Source organism: Streptomyces sp. NPDC059917 (assembly GCF_042730635.1).
Lineage (GTDB): Bacteria > Actinomycetota > Actinomycetes > Streptomycetales > Streptomycetaceae > Streptomyces.
Map to the genome: position 1 here is coordinate 1 of NZ_JBHWLC010000128.1, position 16,585 is coordinate 16,585.

At 71.3% G+C, this 16,585-nt stretch carries 14 protein-coding genes; all 14 read left to right on the forward strand.

Translation table 11 applies throughout. The features are described 5' to 3' along the window. The first annotated feature begins 4 nt into the window (after positions 1 to 4). The 14 genes from ACFWAR_RS37505 to ACFWAR_RS37570 all read left to right on the forward strand — a co-directional run bounded on the left by ACFWAR_RS37505 (position 5) and on the right by ACFWAR_RS37570 (position 16,529). Positions 5 to 1,969 carry a peptidoglycan D,D-transpeptidase FtsI family protein gene (locus ACFWAR_RS37505; RefSeq protein ID WP_385787663.1) on the forward strand — a complete coding sequence of 655 codons (1,965 nt, stop codon included), beginning with the start codon at positions 5 to 7 and terminating at the stop codon, positions 1,967 to 1,969. Between the two features lie 37 nt (positions 1,970 to 2,006). Further along, the gene (locus ACFWAR_RS37510; protein WP_385787637.1) at positions 2,007 to 3,785 is read left to right on the forward strand and encodes a UDP-N-acetylmuramoyl-L-alanyl-D-glutamate--2,6-diaminopimelate ligase; all 1,779 of its coding nucleotides are present in this window, start codon (positions 2,007 to 2,009) and stop codon (positions 3,783 to 3,785) included. Then, positions 3,782 to 5,206: a UDP-N-acetylmuramoyl-tripeptide--D-alanyl-D-alanine ligase gene (gene murF / locus ACFWAR_RS37515; protein WP_385787640.1), complete on the forward strand. Its 1,425-nt coding sequence runs from the start codon at positions 3,782 to 3,784 to the stop codon at positions 5,204 to 5,206. The genes ACFWAR_RS37510 and murF overlap by 4 nt, the downstream gene beginning before the upstream one ends. Beyond that, the gene (mraY, locus tag ACFWAR_RS37520) at positions 5,203 to 6,273 is read left to right on the forward strand and encodes a phospho-N-acetylmuramoyl-pentapeptide-transferase (RefSeq protein WP_354383903.1); all 1,071 of its coding nucleotides are present in this window, start codon (positions 5,203 to 5,205) and stop codon (positions 6,271 to 6,273) included. Before murF ends, mraY begins: the two co-directional genes overlap by 4 nt. Continuing rightward, complete coding sequence (gene murD / locus ACFWAR_RS37525; protein WP_385787643.1) at positions 6,255 to 7,694, forward strand: UDP-N-acetylmuramoyl-L-alanine--D-glutamate ligase; 1,440 nt, start codon at positions 6,255 to 6,257, stop codon at positions 7,692 to 7,694. Before mraY ends, murD begins: the two co-directional genes overlap by 19 nt. Positions 7,695 to 7,755: 61 nt before the next feature. Next, positions 7,756 to 9,126, forward strand: coding sequence for a putative lipid II flippase FtsW (ftsW, locus tag ACFWAR_RS37530; protein ID WP_385787646.1), 1,371 nt, complete (start codon positions 7,756 to 7,758; stop codon positions 9,124 to 9,126). A 6-nt stretch (positions 9,127 to 9,132) separates the two neighbouring features. Continuing rightward, positions 9,133 to 10,227 carry an undecaprenyldiphospho-muramoylpentapeptide beta-N-acetylglucosaminyltransferase gene (murG, locus tag ACFWAR_RS37535; RefSeq protein ID WP_354383906.1) on the forward strand — a complete coding sequence of 365 codons (1,095 nt, stop codon included), beginning with the start codon at positions 9,133 to 9,135 and terminating at the stop codon, positions 10,225 to 10,227. A gap of 32 nt (positions 10,228 to 10,259) precedes the next feature. Continuing rightward, positions 10,260 to 11,120, forward strand: coding sequence for a cell division protein FtsQ/DivIB (locus ACFWAR_RS37540; protein ID WP_385787650.1), 861 nt, complete (start codon positions 10,260 to 10,262; stop codon positions 11,118 to 11,120). A gap of 277 nt (positions 11,121 to 11,397) precedes the next feature. Beyond that, a complete protein-coding gene (ftsZ, locus tag ACFWAR_RS37545) occupies positions 11,398 to 12,600 on the forward strand; it encodes a cell division protein FtsZ (RefSeq protein WP_385787653.1) in 1,203 nt (400 codons plus the stop codon). A gap of 17 nt (positions 12,601 to 12,617) precedes the next feature. After that, on the forward strand, positions 12,618 to 13,376 hold the full coding sequence (gene pgeF, locus ACFWAR_RS37550; RefSeq protein WP_385787666.1) for a peptidoglycan editing factor PgeF: 759 nt from the start codon (positions 12,618 to 12,620) through the stop codon (positions 13,374 to 13,376). Beyond that, positions 13,369 to 14,088 (forward strand): YggS family pyridoxal phosphate-dependent enzyme, encoded by a 720-nt coding sequence (locus tag ACFWAR_RS37555; protein ID WP_385787656.1) that lies wholly within the window; start codon positions 13,369 to 13,371, stop codon positions 14,086 to 14,088. Before pgeF ends, ACFWAR_RS37555 begins: the two co-directional genes overlap by 8 nt. A gap of 163 nt (positions 14,089 to 14,251) precedes the next feature. Next, entirely contained in the window at positions 14,252 to 14,872 is a 621-nt protein-coding gene (locus ACFWAR_RS37560; protein WP_330329964.1) for a cell division protein SepF, read from the forward strand. Positions 14,873 to 14,956: 84 nt separating this feature from the next. Continuing rightward, a complete protein-coding gene (locus tag ACFWAR_RS37565) occupies positions 14,957 to 15,253 on the forward strand; it encodes a YggT family protein (RefSeq protein ID WP_351038871.1) in 297 nt (98 codons plus the stop codon). Positions 15,254 to 15,302: 49 nt separating this feature from the next. Further along, the gene (locus ACFWAR_RS37570; protein ID WP_385787660.1) at positions 15,303 to 16,529 is read left to right on the forward strand and encodes a DivIVA domain-containing protein; all 1,227 of its coding nucleotides are present in this window, start codon (positions 15,303 to 15,305) and stop codon (positions 16,527 to 16,529) included. Positions 16,530 to 16,585: the final 56 nt, after the last annotated feature.

Genomic DNA, 16,585 nt, shown 5'->3' on the forward strand with positions numbered 1-16,585 from the left:
CCGAGTGAGCCCCAAGGAACCTCCGCGGCGCCGGGTCCCCGGGCCGCCCCGACCCCGTACGACCGCGCGCCCCGCCGGTCGGCCGGCGTCGCGGCCCGCCACCCGCCGCCCGGCCGCGCCCCGCGCGCCGCACACCATCCGGCTCGGCGCCCCCAAGCCCCGGCTGCGGCTGGTCGGCGTCGCGCTGACGCTGGTCATGGTCGCCTTCGTGATCCGGCTGCTCCAGGTCCAGGCGGTCGACGCCTCCTCCTTCTCCGCCGAGGCGTCCAAGAACCGCTTCGCCAGCTACACCCTGGCCGCCGAGCGCGGGAACATCACCGACCGCAAGGGCGTGGCCCTGGCCACCAGCGTCGACGCGCACGACATCACCGCCGACCCCTCGATGTTCACCCCGCAGGAGAGCAAGGCCCCGGACGCGCCCGCGCAGGCCGCCGCCCTCCTCGCCCCGATCCTCGGCAAGGACGCCAAGGAGCTGACCGACCGGCTCGCGACGAAGAACTCCCGCTACGTCGTCCTCGCCCGCCGCCAGACCCCCCAGGTCTGGAACCAGATCAAGGACCTCAAGCGGGTCTTCGCCGAGAAGGCCGCCGCCGACAAGAAGAACAACGGCCCCGGTGCGAACGTCCTCGCGGGCGTCTTCCAGGAGCCCAGCAGCAAGCGGGTGTACCCCAACGGGGACCTGGCCGCCGGGATACTGGGTTACGTCAACGCCGAGGGCAAGGGCGCGGGCGGGCTGGAGTCCTCCCTCGACAAGAAGCTCTCCGGCAAGGACGGCGAGTTGACCTACGCCCAGTCCGGGGGGCGCCGCGTCCCCACCGCCGGCTCCAGCGAGAAGCCCGCCGTGCCCGGCGAGGACGTCGAGCTGACCATCGACCGCGACATCCAGTGGGCGGCCCAGAGCGCCATCGCCGAGCAGGTCCAGAAGTCCGAGGCCGACCGCGGGTACGTCATCGTCCAGGACACCCGCACCGGCGAGGTGCTGGCCATGGCCAACGCCCCCGGCTTCGACCCCAACGACCTCGGCAAGGCCCGTTCCGCCGCCATGGGCAACGCGGCCCTCCAGGACGTCTACGAGCCCGGATCCACCGCCAAGGTGATCTCGATGGCCGCGGTCCTGGAGGAGAAGAAGGCCACGCCCACCACGCACGTCACGGTCCCCAACCGGCTGCACCGCGGCGACCGGCTCTTCAAGGACGACGTCGACCACCCGACCTGGAACCTGACCCTCAACGGGGTCCTCGCCAAGTCCAGCAACATCGGCACCATCCTGGCCACCGGCCAGCTCGGCGCCAACCAGGGCGAGGCCAACAAGGTGCTGTACTCCTACCTGGACAAGTTCGGCATCGGCTCGCCCACCGGCCTCGGCTACCCGGGCGAGTCCCGCGGCATCCTGGCCAAGCCCGGGGCCTGGTCCACCTCCCAGCAGTACACGATCCCCTTCGGCCAGGGCCTCTCGCTCAACGCCATGCAGGCGGCCTCCGTGTACTCGACGATCGCCAACGGCGGTGTCCGGATCACGCCCACCCTGGTCCGCGGCACCAAGGGCCCCGACGGCCGGTTCACCCAGGCCGCCGCGCCCGCCAAGGAACGCGTGGTGAGCGCCGAGACCGCCAAGACCCTCTCCGAAATGCTCGAATCGGTCGTCGACGACCAGGAGGGCACCGGCACCAAGGCCCGCATCCCGGGCTACCGGGTCGGCGGCAAGACCGGAACGTCCAACCGGGTGGATCCCGCCACGGGCCGCTACAAGGGCTACACCGCGTCGTTCGCAGGTTTCGCCCCCGCGGACGATCCGCGCATCACCGTGTACTGCGCCATCCAGAACCCCACCAAGGGCAGCTACTTCGGCGGACAGATCTGTGGGCCCATCTACAAGAAGGTCATGGAGTTCGCCCTCAAGACCCTTCAAGTCGCCCCCAGCGGCACCGCTCCCGCCGGGCTGCCGGTCACCTTCGAACCCGGCCAGTGAGCAGACCACCGCGCCACCAGACCGTGAGGCACCATCAGTGACAACGATCACCCCGAAACCCGGGAACCGGCCCGTCGCGAACCCCACGACCGGGCCCTCGCTTCGCAACGGGCCCACTGCGCCCGGTACGCTCACCGCCGTGCCCCACGCTGATCAGCCCAGAACCACCCAGAAAGACGCCCCGGCAGTGCCGCCCGGCGCACCCCGGCCGCTGGCCGTCCGACCGACCCCGCTCGGCGATCTGGCCGCGCTGCTCGGCATCGAGACGCCCGTGCCCGCCGAGGCGCCCGGAAGCCCCGGACGTCACGGCCAGCACGGCCGTCCCACGGGCATCACCGGCATCACGCACGATTCGCGTGCGGTGCGCCCCGGCGATGTCTACGCGGCCCTGCCCGGAGCGCGCCTGCACGGCGCCGACTTCGCGCCACAGGCCGCGGAGCTGGGCGCCGCCGCGGTCCTGACGGACCCGGCGGGAGCCGCCCGCGCCGCCGCCACCGGACTGCCCGTCCTCCTGGTCGAGAGCCCGCGCGACCGGATGGGCGAGCTGGCCGCCACGATCTACGGCCGTCCCGGCGAGAACCTGCTCCAGATCGGCATCACCGGCACCTCCGGCAAGACCACCACCGCCTACCTCATCGAGGGCGGGCTGCGGCGGGCCGGACGGACGACCGGACTCGTCGGCACCGTCGAGATGCGGATCGGCGACACGGCCATCAAGTCGGAGCGCACCACCCCCGAGGCCCCCGACCTGCAGGCGCTCTTCGCGGTCATGCGCGAACGCGGCGTCCAGGCCGTGGCCATGGAGGTCTCCAGCCACGCCCTGGTGCTCGGCCGGGTGGACGGCTGCGTCTTCGACGTCGCCGTCTTCAACAACCTGAGCCCCGAGCACATGGAGTTCCACTCCGACATGGAGGACTACTTCCAGGCCAAGGCGAGCCTCTTCACCGAGCGCCGCGCCCGCCTGGGCGTGGTGAACCTCGACGACGAGTACGGCCGCCGCCTCGCGAAGGAGGCGCCCATCCCGCTGCTGACCTTCTCGGCCACCGGCGACCCGGCCGCCGACTGGCGCGCCGAGGACGTGGTCTCGGGCCCCGTCGGCTCCACCCTGACCCTGGTCGGTCCGGACGGCGAGCGGGTTTCGGCCACCGCGCCGCTGCCCGGCCCCTTCAACGTGGCCAACACGGTCGCCGCGATCGTCACGCTGGCCGCCGCCGGGATCGACCCGCAGACCGCCGCCGACGGCGTCGCCGCCGTCCCCGGCGTCCCGGGCCGCCTGGAGCGCGTGGACGCGGGCCAGCCCTACCTCGCCGTCGTCGACTACGCGCACAAGACCGACGCCGTCGAATCGGTGCTCCGGGCGCTGCGCGAGGTCACCGAGGGCAAGCTGCACGTCGTCCTCGGCTGCGGCGGCGACCGCGACACCACCAAGCGCGCCCCGATGGGCGCCGCGGCGGCCCGTTACGCCGACACCGCGCTGCTGACCTCCGACAACCCGCGCTCCGAGGACCCGCTCGCGATCCTCGCCGCGATGCTCGGGGGCGCCGTCTCCGTCCCGGCCGCCGAGCGCGCCACCGTCCTGGTCGACGCCGACCGGGCGGCGGCCATCGCCGCCGCCGTCGCGCGCGCCGAGCCCGGCGACACCGTCCTCGTCGCCGGCAAGGGCCACGAACAGGGCCAGGACACCGGGGGCGTCGTACGGCCCTTCGACGACCGCGCGGTGCTCCGCGCCGCCATCGAGGCCCACCGCAGCGCGCAGCACGGCGCCACCGCGCCGGACCAGACCCCGCCCGCCCGACAGGCCGAGGTGAACCAGTGATCGACCTCTCCCTCGCCGAGATCGCCGGCATCACCGGCGGGCTTGCGCACGACATACCGGATCCGTCCGTACGCATCACCGGGCCGGTGGTCATCGACTCCCGCCAGGTCGAGCCGGGCAGCCTGTTCGCCGCCTTCGACGGCGAGCACGTCGACGGCCACGACTACGCCGAGCGCGCGGTCGCCGCGGGCGCGGCGGCCGTCCTCGCGGCCCGGCCCGTCGGCGTGCCCGCGATCGTCGTCCCCGACGTCGAGAAGGCGCTCGGCGCCCTCGCCCGGGCCGTCGTCGAGCGCCTGGGCACCGACGTGGTGGCCCTGACCGGCTCCGCCGGCAAGACCTCCACCAAGGACCTCATCGCCCAGGTGCTCCAGCACCACGCGCCCACCGTGTGGACCCCGGGCTCCCTCAACAACGAGATCGGCCTGCCGCTCACCGCCCTCAAGGCCACCGCCGACACCCGGCACCTGGTCCTGGAGATGGGCGCCCGCGGCATCGGCCACATCGCCTACCTCACCGGCCTCACCCCGCCGCGGATCGGCCTGGTGCTCAACGTCGGCACCGCCCACATCGGCGAGTTCGGCGGCCGCGAGCAGATCGCGCAGGCCAAGGGCGAGCTGGTCGAGTCCCTGCCGGACGAGGCCGCGGGCGGCGTCGCCGTCCTCAACGCCGACGACCCCCTCGTACGCGCCATGACGGCCCGTACGAAGGCCCGCACGGTCCTCTTCGGCGAGGCCGAGGACGCCGACGTACGCGCCACCGAGGTGCGGCTGACGGCGGCGGGACAGCCCGCCTTCACACTCCACACACCCACCGGGTGCGGCGAAGTGACCTTGCGGCTGTACGGTGAGCACCACGTGTCGAACGCGCTCGCCGCGGCCGCCGTCGCCCATGTGCTGGGCATGTCCGTCGCCGAGATCGCCACCGCGCTCTCCGGGGCGGGCACGCTGTCCCGGTGGCGGATGGAGGTCACCGAGCGGGCGGACGGCGTGACAGTCGTCAACGACGCCTACAACGCGAACCCGGAGTCCATGCGGGCCGCCCTGCGCGCACTTGCCGCGATGGGCGGCGGCGCACGGGCGAACGGGGGCCGCACGTGGGCGGTGCTCGGTCCCATGGCCGAGCTGGGCGACGAGTCGCTCGCCGAGCACGACGCGGTCGGACGGCTCGCCGTCCGGCTCAACGTGAGCAAGCTCGTCGCAGTCGGGGGCAGGGAAGCGTCCTGGCTGCAACTGGGCGCATATAACGAGGGTTCGTGGGGTGAGGAGTCGGTGCTCGTGTCCGACGCGCAGGCGGCGGTCGACCTGTTGCGCAGTGAACTGCGCCCGGGAGACGTCGTGCTGGTGAAGGCGTCCAGGTCCATCGGACTGGAGCGGGTCGCTCTGGCGCTCCTCGAGCGCGAGGGCGAGGTCACCGGTCGATGAGGCAGATCCTGTTCGCGGGAGTCATCGGACTCTTCCTGACCCTCGTCGGCACTCCGCTGCTGATCAAGGGGCTGGCCCGCAAGGGCTACGGCCAGTTCATCCGCGACGACGGGCCGCGCGGCCACGCCGGGAAGAAGGGCACGCCCACCATGGGCGGCATCTCCTTCATCCTGGCCACGCTGGTCGCGTACGCCCTGACGAAGGTGATCACGTCCAGCCAGCCGACCTTCTCCGGTCTGCTGGTGCTCTTCCTGATGGCGGGCATGGGCGTCGTCGGCTTCCTGGACGACTACATCAAGATCGTCAAGCAGCGTTCGCTGGGTCTGCGGGCCAAGGCCAAGATGGCCGGTCAGCTGATCGTCGGCATCGCCTTCGCGGTGCTCGCCCTCCAGTTCGCGGACGGTCGCGGGCTCACCCCCGCCTCCAAGCGACTGTCCTTCGTGACCGACTTCGGCTGGTCCATCGGGCCGGTGCTGTTCGTGGTCTGGGCGCTGTTCATGATCCTGGCGATGTCCAACGGCGTGAACCTCACCGACGGCCTCGACGGACTGGCCACCGGCGCGGCCGTGATGGTCTTCGGTGCCTACACCTTCATCGGCGTCTGGCAGTACCAGGAGTCCTGCGCCAACGCGCAGACCCTGCCGAACCCGTCCGCCTGCTTCGAGGTCCGTGATCCGCTCGACCTCGCGGTCGTCGCCTCGGCCCTCATGGGCGCCTGCTTCGGCTTCCTGTGGTGGAACACCTCGCCCGCCAAGATCTTCATGGGCGACACCGGTTCGCTGGCGCTGGGCGGCGCGCTCGCCGGCCTCGCGATCTGCTCCCGCACGGAGTTCCTGATCGCCCTGCTCGGCGGCCTCTTCGTCCTGATCACCATGTCCGTGGTCATCCAGGTCGGCTCCTTCAAGATGACCGGCAAGCGGGTCTTCCGGATGGCGCCGCTCCAACACCACTTCGAACTCAAGGGGTGGTCCGAAGTCCTTGTCGTGGTGCGCTTCTGGATCATCCAGGGCGTCTGCGTGATCGTCGGACTCGGACTCTTCTACGCGGGATGGGCAGCGGACAAGTGACCGCCTGGAACGGCAAGAACATCACCGTCGCCGGCCTCGGCGTGAGCGGCATCAGCGCCGCCCGCGCCCTGGCCGGCCTCGGCGCGTCCGTGACCGTCGTGGACGGCGGCGACGGCGAGGGCCACCGGGCCCGTGCGGCGGAGCTGGAGGCGGCGGGCATCTCCGTGCGCCTGGCCGACGCGCAGACCCTCCCCGAGGGCACCGAGCTCGTCGTCACCTCGCCCGGCTGGCCGCCCGCCAGCCCGCTCTTCGCGGCCGCCGCGGCGGCCGGGGTCGAGGTCGTCGGCGACGTCGAGATCGCCTGGCAGCTGCGCGGCGAGAACGCCCCGCCCTGGCTCGCGATCACCGGCACGAACGGCAAGACCACCACCACCCAGATGCTCGCGTCGATCCTGCGCGCCGCCGGTCTGCGGACCGCCGCCGTCGGCAACATCGGCACCCCGATCATCGACGTGGTCACCGGCGCGGACCCGGAGTACCGCGACCTCGACGTGCTCGCCGTCGAACTCTCCAGCTACCAGCTGCACTGGGCGCCCTCCGTACGGGCCCACTCGGCGGCCGTGCTGAACCTGGCCCCCGACCACCTCGACTGGCACGGCACCATGGAGGCGTACGCCGCCGACAAGGGCCGCGTCTACGAGGGCAACACCGTCGCCTGCGTCTACAACGTCGCCGACAAGGCCACCGAGGACCTCGTCGTCGAAGCCGACGTCGAAGAGGGCTGCCGCGCCATCGGCTTCACCCTCGGCGCCCCCGGCCCCTCCATGCTCGGCGTCGTCGACGGCATCCTGGTCGACCGCGCCTTCGTCGAGAACCGGCAGAAGAACGCCCAGGAGCTGGCCGAGGTCTGCGACGTGGACCCCCCGGCCCCGCACAACATCGCCAACGCCCTCGCGGCCGCCGCCCTGGCCCGCGCCTTCGGCGTGCCGCCGCGGGCCGTCCGCGACGGCCTGCGCGCCTTCCGCCCCGACGCGCACCGGATCGCGCACGTCGACGTCGTCGACGGGGTCACCTACATCGACGACTCCAAGGCGACCAACACGCACGCCGCCGAGGCCTCCCTGGCGGCCTACGAGCCGGTCGTGTGGATCGCGGGCGGCCTCGCCAAGGGCGCCACCTTCGACGAGCTCGTGATCCGCTCCGCGAAGCGGCTGCGCGGCGCCGTCCTGATCGGCGCCGACCGGGCCCTGATCCGCGACGCGCTGGCGCGACACGCCCCCGAGGTCCCGGTCGTCGAGCTGGAACGGACCGACACTGGGGCGATGCTCGCGGCGGTCCGGGAAGCGGCGCGGCTGGCCGAGCCGGGCGACACGGTCCTGCTGGCACCCGCCTGCGCCTCGATGGACATGTTCGCGAACTACAACAAGCGCGGGGACGCGTTCGCCGACGCCGTCCGCGAACTCGCCGCGGCGGGCGCCTAGCGACGCAGGGGTCGGACCCCTCCGGTCGGCTGCTCGTACGAGTGGAGGGGAAGATCACACCATGCCGGCCAAGCAACTGCTCCCCGGGCGGCGGCCGTCCGCCCCGAAGCCGAAGACGCAGGGCCGCAGACGGCCCGTGCCGAGCGCCGCGAAGCGCACCCCCGGGCGCGGCTCGCTGGACGGACTGCGGCGCACGCAGCGGCAGATGCGCCGGGCCTGGGACCGTCCGCTCACCGCGTATTACCTGATCTTCGGCAGCGCCCTGCTGATCACCGTGCTCGGGCTGGTGATGGTCTACTCGGCGTCCATGATCAAGGGCCTCCAGCTGGGCCTGGGCGCCTCGTACTTCTTCAAGAAGCAGTTCCTGGCCGCCTCCATCGGCGCCGTCCTGCTGCTGGCCGCCTCCCGGATGCCCGTCAAGCTGCACCGGGCGCTGTCCTACCCCGTCCTCGCCGGGACGCTCTTCCTGATGGCCCTGGTCCAGGTCCCGGGGATGGGCGTGTCGATCAACGGGAACCAGAATTGGATCTCCCTTGGCGGCCCGTTCATGCTCCAGCCAAGTGAGTTCGGCAAGCTGGCGCTGATCCTGTGGGGCGCCGACCTGCTGGCCCGCAAGGGCGACAAGGGGCTGCTGAGCCAGTGGAAGCACCTCCTGGTGCCGCTGGTGCCGGTGGCCTTCCTGCTGCTCGGGCTGATCATGCTCGGCGGCGACATGGGCACCGCGATGATCCTGGGCGCCATCCTCTTCGGCCTGTTGTGGTTGGCCGGGGCCCCGACCCGGATGTTCGTGGGCGTGCTCGCCTTCGCGGGTGTGATCGTCGCCGTACTGATCCGGACCAGCCCGCACCGGATGGACCGCCTCGCGTGCCTGGGGGCGACAGATCCGGGCAAGAACGACCTCTGCTGGCAAGCCGTGCACGGAATCTATGCCCTGGCATCCGGCGGTTGGTTCGGTTCCGGACTCGGCGCGAGCGTGGAAAAATGGGGCCAACTGCCAGAAGCCCACACGGACTTCATCTTTGCCATCACTGGTGAGGAACTGGGGCTGGCGGGGACGCTGTCGGTACTCGCCCTGTTCGCGGCCCTAGGCTATGCGGGTATCCGCGTGGCCGGACGTACGGAGGACTCCTTCGTCAGGTTTGCCGCGGGAGGCGTGACCACCTGGATCACGGCGCAAGCCGTGATCAACATCGGTGCGGTGCTCGGTCTGCTGCCGATCGCCGGGGTCCCGCTCCCGCTGTTCTCCTACGGGGGGTCCGCCCTGCTGCCGACGATGTTCGCCGTGGGACTGCTCGTCGCGTTCGCGCGGGAGGAGCCCGGGGCGCGCGCGGCGCTCGCGATGCGACAGCCGAAGTTCGGCTGGAAGCGGGCCGGGCTGAGATGGAAGTCGATGAGACGGCGCGTCAAGAAGCGTCCGTCCGGAGAGCGGTGAATTTCGGTGCATGTCGTACTCGCCGGTGGGGGGACCGCCGGCCACATCGAGCCGGCGCTCGCCCTCGCGGACGCCCTGCGCAGGCAGGACCCCTCCGTGGGCATCACCGCCCTCGGAACGGAACGCGGCCTTGAGACCCGCCTGGTGCCGGAGCGCGGCTACGAGCTGGGACTGATCCCCGCCGTACCGCTGCCCCGCAAACCCACCCCGGAGCTGATCACCGTTCCGGGACGGCTGCGCGGGACCATCAAGGCCGCCGAGCAGATCCTGGAGCGCACCAAGGCCGACTGCGTCGTCGGCTTCGGCGGCTACGTGGCCCTGCCCGGCTACCTGGCGGCCAAGCGGCTCGGGGTGCCGATCATCGTCCACGAGGCCAATGCCCGGCCGGGCCTCGCCAACAAGATCGGTTCGCGCTACGCGGCCGCCGTCGCGGTCTCCACGCCCGACAGCAAGCTGCGCGGCGCCCGCTACGTGGGCATCCCGCTGCGGCGCTCCATCTCGACCCTGGACCGCGCCATGGTCCGGCCCGAGGCGCGGGCCGCCTTCGGGCTCGACCCCAACCTGCCGACGCTGCTGGTCTCCGGCGGCTCGCAGGGCGCGCGCCGGCTCAACGAGGTCGTCCAGAGCGTCGCGCCGACCCTCCAGCGCTCCGGCATCCAGATCCTGCACGCGGTCGGCCCGAAGAACGAAGTGCCGCGTGTCGACAACATGCCCGGTATGCCGCCCTACGTGCCGGTACCGTACGTGGACCGGATGGATCTCGCGTACGCCGCCGCCGACATGATGCTGTGCCGCGCGGGTGCGATGACCGTCGCCGAACTGTCCGCCGTCGGGCTGCCCGCTGCCTACGTCCCGTTGCCGATCGGCAACGGTGAACAGCGGCTCAACGCCCAGCCGGTGGTCAAGGCCGGCGGCGGCCTGCTCGTCGACGACGCGGAACTGACGCCGGAATGGATCCTCAGCCAGGTCCTCCCGGTTCTGGCCGATCCGCACCGTCTGTACGAGATGTCGCGCGCCGCGGCGGAGTTCGGTCGCCGGGACGCCGATGATCTGTTGGTCGGCATGGTCTACGAGGCGATCGCCGCACACCGAGCCCGCTGAGCCGGGCAGGCACCGACGCAGGAGGCACCGCAGTGGCCGGAGCGACGACCGCACGCAAGGGCGTCAAGTCCCCGAAGCCGGCCAAGGCGCCCAGGCCCCCCAAACCGCCCAAGCCCGGCAAGACGGCGAAGGCGGCGCGGAGATCGCCCTTCCGGGGCCCCGGCGGCCCCCGGTCCACACCGGGGCGCCCGCGCCGGGGCCCCGTGCTGCTCGCGGCCGCCCTCGCCGCCGTCCTGCTCGGCGCGGGCGGCACGTGGGCCCTGTACGGGTCCAGCTGGCTGCGGGTCGAGAAGGTCACGACGGGCGGCACCGAGGTGCTCACTTCCGCGCAGGTGCTCGCCGCCGCGGCCGTTCCGGTCGGGGCGCCGCTCGTCGGCGTGGACACCGACGAGATCGAGAGCCGGGTCCGGGCCAAGCTGCCGCGGGTCGACACCGTGACGGCGACGCGGTCGTGGCCGCACGGAATCGGACTGAAAGTGACGGAGCGCAAACCCGTCCTGCTCATCAAAAAGGGCGCGGACTTCGTGGAAGTGGACGCTTCGGGTGTGCGATTCGACACGGTGGCGAAAGCACCCGCGGGCGTTCCGGTCCTCGAACTGTCCGCCGGACAGTCGCCGAGCGCCCGGCGCTTCGACGAGGAACGGCTGCTGCGCGAGGCGGTGGCCGTCGCCGGCGACCTCCCCAAGGCCGTGGCCAGGGAGACCCTGCTGGTCAAGGTCGGCTCGTACGACTCGGTCGTTCTGGAGCTGACCCGGGGCCGCGAGGTCGTCTGGGGGAGCGGCGAACAGGGTGAGGCGAAGGGCCGCGCGCTGACCGCGCTGCTCAAGGCCGTGCCCAAGGCTGACCACTTCGACGTGAGCGCGCCCACGGCCCCTGCGGTGTCCGGGAGTTGACGTCGAGTCGAACACCGACGCACCCTGGTTGGCCAGCGATATGGGTGATCACATAGGGTGAAAAGAAAAACGGGAGGTTCGGCGTGTTCGTTGAACGCGCACCACTTGTCGACTTAGTGTCCTGTTCGGAGAGTCCAGAGAACAGACACACTCTTAACCCTAAACTTCAGGGTTAGGGTTCGGGTCGGCGTGTTGGACCGTCCCACTTTCGGCATCAGTCGTCGCACCGCAGGCCCGCGAGGCGGCGACACGTAACTCGAGGCGAGAGGCCTTCGACGTGGCAGCACCGCAGAACTACCTCGCAGTCATCAAGGTCATCGGTGTCGGCGGCGGTGGTGTCAATGCCATCAACCGAATGATCGAGGTCGGTCTCAAGGGCGTCGAGTTCATCGCCATCAACACCGACGCCCAGGCGCTGTTGATGAGCGACGCCGACGTCAAGCTCGACGTCGGCCGCGAACTCACCCGGGGCCTCGGCGCCGGAGCCAACCCGGCCGTCGGCCGCAAGGCGGCAGAGGACCACCGCGAGGAGATCGAGGAGGTCCTCAAGGGGGCCGACATGGTCTTCGTCACCGCCGGCGAAGGCGGTGGCACCGGTACCGGTGGCGCCCCCGTGGTCGCCAACATCGCGCGCTCGCTGGGCGCGCTGACGATCGGTGTGGTCACCCGGCCCTTCACCTTCGAAGGCCGCCGGCGCGCCAACCAGGCGGAGGACGGCATCGCCGAACTCCGCGAAGAGGTCGACACCCTCATCGTCATCCCCAACGACCGGCTGCTGTCCATCTCGGACCGCCAGGTCAGCGTCCTCGACGCCTTCAAGTCGGCGGACCAGGTCCTGCTCTCGGGCGTCCAGGGCATCACCGACCTCATCACCACCCCGGGTCTGATCAACCTCGACTTCGCGGACGTCAAGTCCGTGATGTCCGAGGCGGGCTCGGCCCTCATGGGCATCGGTTCGGCCCGCGGCGACGACCGCGCCGTGGCCGCCGCCGAGATGGCGATCTCCTCGCCGCTGCTGGAAGCGTCCATCGACGGAGCCCGCGGCGTGCTGCTCTCCATCTCCGGTGGATCCGACCTCGGTCTCTTCGAGATCAACGAGGCGGCCCAGCTGGTCAGCGAAGCCGCGCACCCCGAGGCGAACATCATCTTCGGCGCCGTCATCGACGACGCGCTCGGCGACGAGGTGCGGGTCACCGTCATCGCGGCCGGGTTCGACGGCGGACAGCCCCCGGCCCGCCGGGACAACGTCATCGGCGCCGCGTCCACCAAGCGCGAGGAGCCGGCCCCGCCGGTCCGTGCCGCGGAGCCGGTCCGTCCGGCCTTCGGCGGACTGGGTTCGGTCACCCCGCGCGAGGACGTGCAGGTGCCGGTCGAGCCGGCGCCGGTCGAGGCCATCCCGGTGGCCCCGCAGGTCCCGACGGCCCGTCCGTACCAGGACAGCCCGGCCGAGGAGCTGGACGTCCCGGATTTCTTGAAGTGACGATAGAGCAGCACACCGTGAGCGGCGCCCACTTCGCTTTCACCGACAGGTGGGGCGGGGGGAGCGCCGTTCCGTATGAGGAGCTCAACCTCGGCGGGGCGGTGGGGGACGACCCCGAGGTCGTGCGGAACAACCGGGCGAGCGCCGCGCGGACCCTGGGCCTCGCCCCGGACCGGGTGGTCTGGATGAACCAGGTGCACGGGCGGGACGTCGCGGTGGTCGACGGTCCGTGGGCCGGGGACGGCGCCGAGGGACACGAGGTCCCGGCCGTGGACGCGGTGGTGACCACCCGTCGGGGGCTCGCCCTCGCGGTCCTCACCGCCGACTGCACCCCCGTCCTGTTGGCCGACCCCGTCGCCGGGGTGGTGGCCGCCGCCCATGCCGGGCGGCCCGGACTGGTCGCCGGGGTGGTGCCCGCCGCGGTGGCGGCGATGGTCTCGCTCGGCGCCGAACCGGGGCGGATGGTGGCCCGTACCGGACCCGCCGTCTGCGGTCGGTGCTACGAAGTCCCCGCCGCGATGCGGGACGAGGTCGCCGCGGTCGTGCCGGAGGCCTTCGCCGAAACCAGCTGGGGGACCCCCGCCGTCGACGTGGTCGCCGGGGTGCACGCCCAGCTCGCCGCGGCGGGGGTGGTGGACGCCCGGCGTTCCCCGGTCTGCACACTGGAGTCCGGGGACCACTTCTCTTACCGCCGCGACCGGGTGACCGGGCGGCTCGCCGGATACGTCTGGTTGGGGTCCCCCCGGACGGAACGTGGGGGATCGACGGATGACTGACCGTGGCGCTGAGCTGGCCGCCAACCTCGCGCAGGTGGAGGAACGCATCTCCACCGCGTGCGCGGCGGCCGGGCGGGAGCGGGACGAGGTGACCCTCATCGTGGTCACCAAGACGTATCCCGCGAGCGACGTACGACTGCTGGCGGACCTGGGGGTCCGTCATGTGGCGGAGAATCGCGACCAGGACGCCGCCCCCAAGGCCGTGGCCTGCGCGGATCTGCCGCTCAACTGGCACTTCGTCGGTCAGTTGCAGACCAACAAAGTCCGTTCGGTGGCGGGATACGCGCACGTCGTGCAGTCCGTCGACCGGGCCCGGCTGGTGCCGGCGCTCTCGGCGGCCGCGGTGAAGGCCGGACGCGAACTCGGCTGCCTCGTACAGATCGCGCTCGACGCCGAGTCGGGCGAGCGCGGGGAGCGCGGCGGCGCCGCGCCGGACCTGTTGCCGGAACTGGCGGAGCTCGTCGCGGCGGCGCCCGGACTGCGGATCGACGGCCTCATGACGGTCGCGCCGCTGGCCGGTCCGTACGCGGGCCGCGAACAGGCCGCCTTCGAGCGGCTGCTGGAATTGTCATCCCAGCTGCGCGCGGACCATCCGGCTGCCACGATGGTCTCGGCCGGGATGAGCGCCGACCTGGAACAGGCCGTCATGGCCGGTGCGACACATGTACGCGTCGGCACTGCGGTACTCGGTGCGAGGCCCCGGCTCGGGTAACGTCGCGAAGAAAGTCGGACCACAGCAGAAAATATGGTCATTTCCGCTGATGAGCGGACAGACCACGTGGATCGCAGGCAGTTGGTGACTTTGGTGACAATGCGACACGACACCTGCGACACCTGCGACAGGGCGATCCACCACAGAGCGGAGGACTCAGAGAATGGCCGGCGCGATGCGCAAGATGGCGGTCTACCTCGGCCTCGTGGAGGACGACCGGTACGACAACCCGGGGTACGACCCCGACGACGAGTTCGAACCCGAGCCGGAACCGGAACGAGCCCGCGACAGGGACCGCCGGCAGCAGGCCGTATCGCACCAACCGCCCGTACAGGACGAACCGGTACGAGTCGTACAGCCGCCGGCGCAGCGCGAACCCATCGCAATCCCGGTAGAAAACGGACGATCGCCGCGTATCGCACCCGTGGCATCCATCACACCTGAACGCCCCACCATGGAGAAGAACGCCCCCGTGATCATGCCCAAGGTCGTCTCCGAGCGGGAGCCCTACCGCATCACCACGCTGCACCCCCGGACGTACAACGAGGCCCGTACCATCGGGGAACACTTCCGCGAGGGCACCCCCGTGATCATGAATCTCACGGAGATGGACGACACCGATGCGAAGCGCCTGGTCGACTTCGCGGCCGGTCTCGTGTTCGGTCTGCACGGCAGTATTGAACGCGTGACACAGAAGGTGTTCCTGCTGTCGCCTGCTAACGTCGATGTCACGGCGGAGGACAAGGCCCGCATCGCGGAGGGCGGGTTCTTCAACCAAAGCTAGACCGACGAGTTAAGACACGGGACCGTAGGCGACGACCCGGCCGGCAGGCCGGACAGCGACAGCAAGGGGAGAGGGAAGCGCGGGATGGGCGTGGCTCTGGAGGTTGTCTACATCGCGCTGATGTGCTTCCTCATCGTGCTGATCTTCCGACTGGTCATGGACTACGTCTTCCAGTTCGCCCCTTCGTGGGCCCCTGGCAAGGCGATGGTGGTCGTTCTGGAGGCCACCTACACTGTCACCGATCCACCGCTCAAGCTTCTTCGGCGGTTCATCCCGCCGTTGCGTCTCGGGGGCGTGGCACTCGACCTGTCCTTCTTCGTTCTGATGATCATCGTTTACATCCTCATCAGTTTCGTGAGCACCGCTGCGAGAAGCGTGTGAACGATACGGTCTTGCCGACTGCCGACGACTACGTAGAGGTGAAGAAGAGATGCCGCTGACCCCCGAGGACGTGCGGAACAAGCAGTTCACGACCGTTCGCCTCCGAGAAGGCTACGACGAGGACGAGGTTGACGCCTTCCTCGACGAAGTCGAAGGCGAACTGACGCGCCTGCTCCGTGAGAACGAGGATCTGCGCGCCAAGCTGGCGGCCGCCACGCGTGCCGCCGCGCAGAACCAGCAGCAGCAGGGCATGCGCAAGCCGGAGCCGCAGGACCAGCGAGGCCCGGGCGCCCCGGTTCCCGCGGCCATATCCGGCCCGCCGCAGCAGCAGCAGCCCCAGCAGATGGGTCCGCCCCAGCTGCAGGGTGGGCAGCCGCAGCTGCCGGCCGGCCCCGGTGGTCACGGACCGCAGGGTCCGGGCCCGATGGGTGGCCCCATGCAGCAGCACCCCATGGCCGGACAGCAGTCCATGGGCGGCCAGAACCAGCTCGGCCAGCCGATGCAGCAGCAGCAGATGCAGCAGCAGCAGATGGGCCAGCAGATGCAGCCCATGCAGCAGCAGATGGGCCAGCCGATGGGGCAGCAGATGCAGCCCATGGGCCAGCAGATGCAGCCGATGCACCAGCAGCAGCAGCCGCAGCTCCCGCAGCAGGGCCCCGGTGGCGACAGCGCCGCCCGCGTCCTGTCCCTGGCGCAGCAGACCGCCGACCAGGCGATCGCGGAGGCCCGTTCCGAGGCCAACAAGATCGTCGGCGAGGCCCGTTCGCGCGCCGAGGGCCTGGAGCGGGACGCCCGTGCCAAGGCCGACGCGCTGGAGCGGGACGCGCAGGAGAAGCACCGCGTCGCGATGGGCTCCCTGGAGTCCGCCCGCGCCACGCTGGAGCGCAAGGTCGAGGACCTGCGCGGCTTCGAGCGCGAGTACCGCACGCGTCTGAAGTCCTACCTGGAGAGCCAGCTGCGTCAGCTGGAGACCCAGGCCGACGACTCCCTCGCGCCGCCGCGCACGCCGGCCACCGCCTCGCTGCCGCCGTCGCCGGCGCCGTCGATGGCCCCGGCCGGAGCGATGGGTCACTCCATGGGTGGTCCGTCCCCCATGGGCGGTCCCTCCCCGATGGGTGGTCCGTCCCCGATGGGCGGCCCCTCCTACGGTGGCCAGCAGCAGATGTCTCCCGCGATGACGCAGCCGATGGCTCCGGTGCGGCCGGTTGCGCCGCAGCCGATGCAGCAGGCGCCGTCGCCGATGCGGGGCTTCCTGATCGACGAGGACGACAACTAGGCGCGCCTCACCCGTCGGCAGACGGTCGGGCCGGGCCCCGGGTTCCTTCTGGAACC

Bases quoted from the DNA above. Each gene is read 5' to 3' on its own strand.
- mraY (WP_354383903.1), top strand. From the start codon at position 5,203: ATGAGGCAGATCCTGTTCGCGGGAGTCATCGGACTCTTCCTGACCCTC.
- murD (WP_385787643.1), top strand. From the start codon at position 6,255: ATGGGCAGCGGACAAGTGACCGCCTGGAACGGCAAGAACATCACCGTC.
- ftsW (WP_385787646.1), top strand. From the start codon at position 7,756: ATGCCGGCCAAGCAACTGCTCCCCGGGCGGCGGCCGTCCGCCCCGAAG.
- ACFWAR_RS37555 (WP_385787656.1), top strand. From the start codon at position 13,369: ATGACTGACCGTGGCGCTGAGCTGGCCGCCAACCTCGCGCAGGTGGAG.
- ACFWAR_RS37560 (WP_330329964.1), top strand. From the start codon at position 14,252: ATGGCCGGCGCGATGCGCAAGATGGCGGTCTACCTCGGCCTCGTGGAG.
- ACFWAR_RS37565 (WP_351038871.1), top strand. From the start codon at position 14,957: ATGGGCGTGGCTCTGGAGGTTGTCTACATCGCGCTGATGTGCTTCCTC.
- ACFWAR_RS37570 (WP_385787660.1), top strand. From the start codon at position 15,303: ATGCCGCTGACCCCCGAGGACGTGCGGAACAAGCAGTTCACGACCGTT.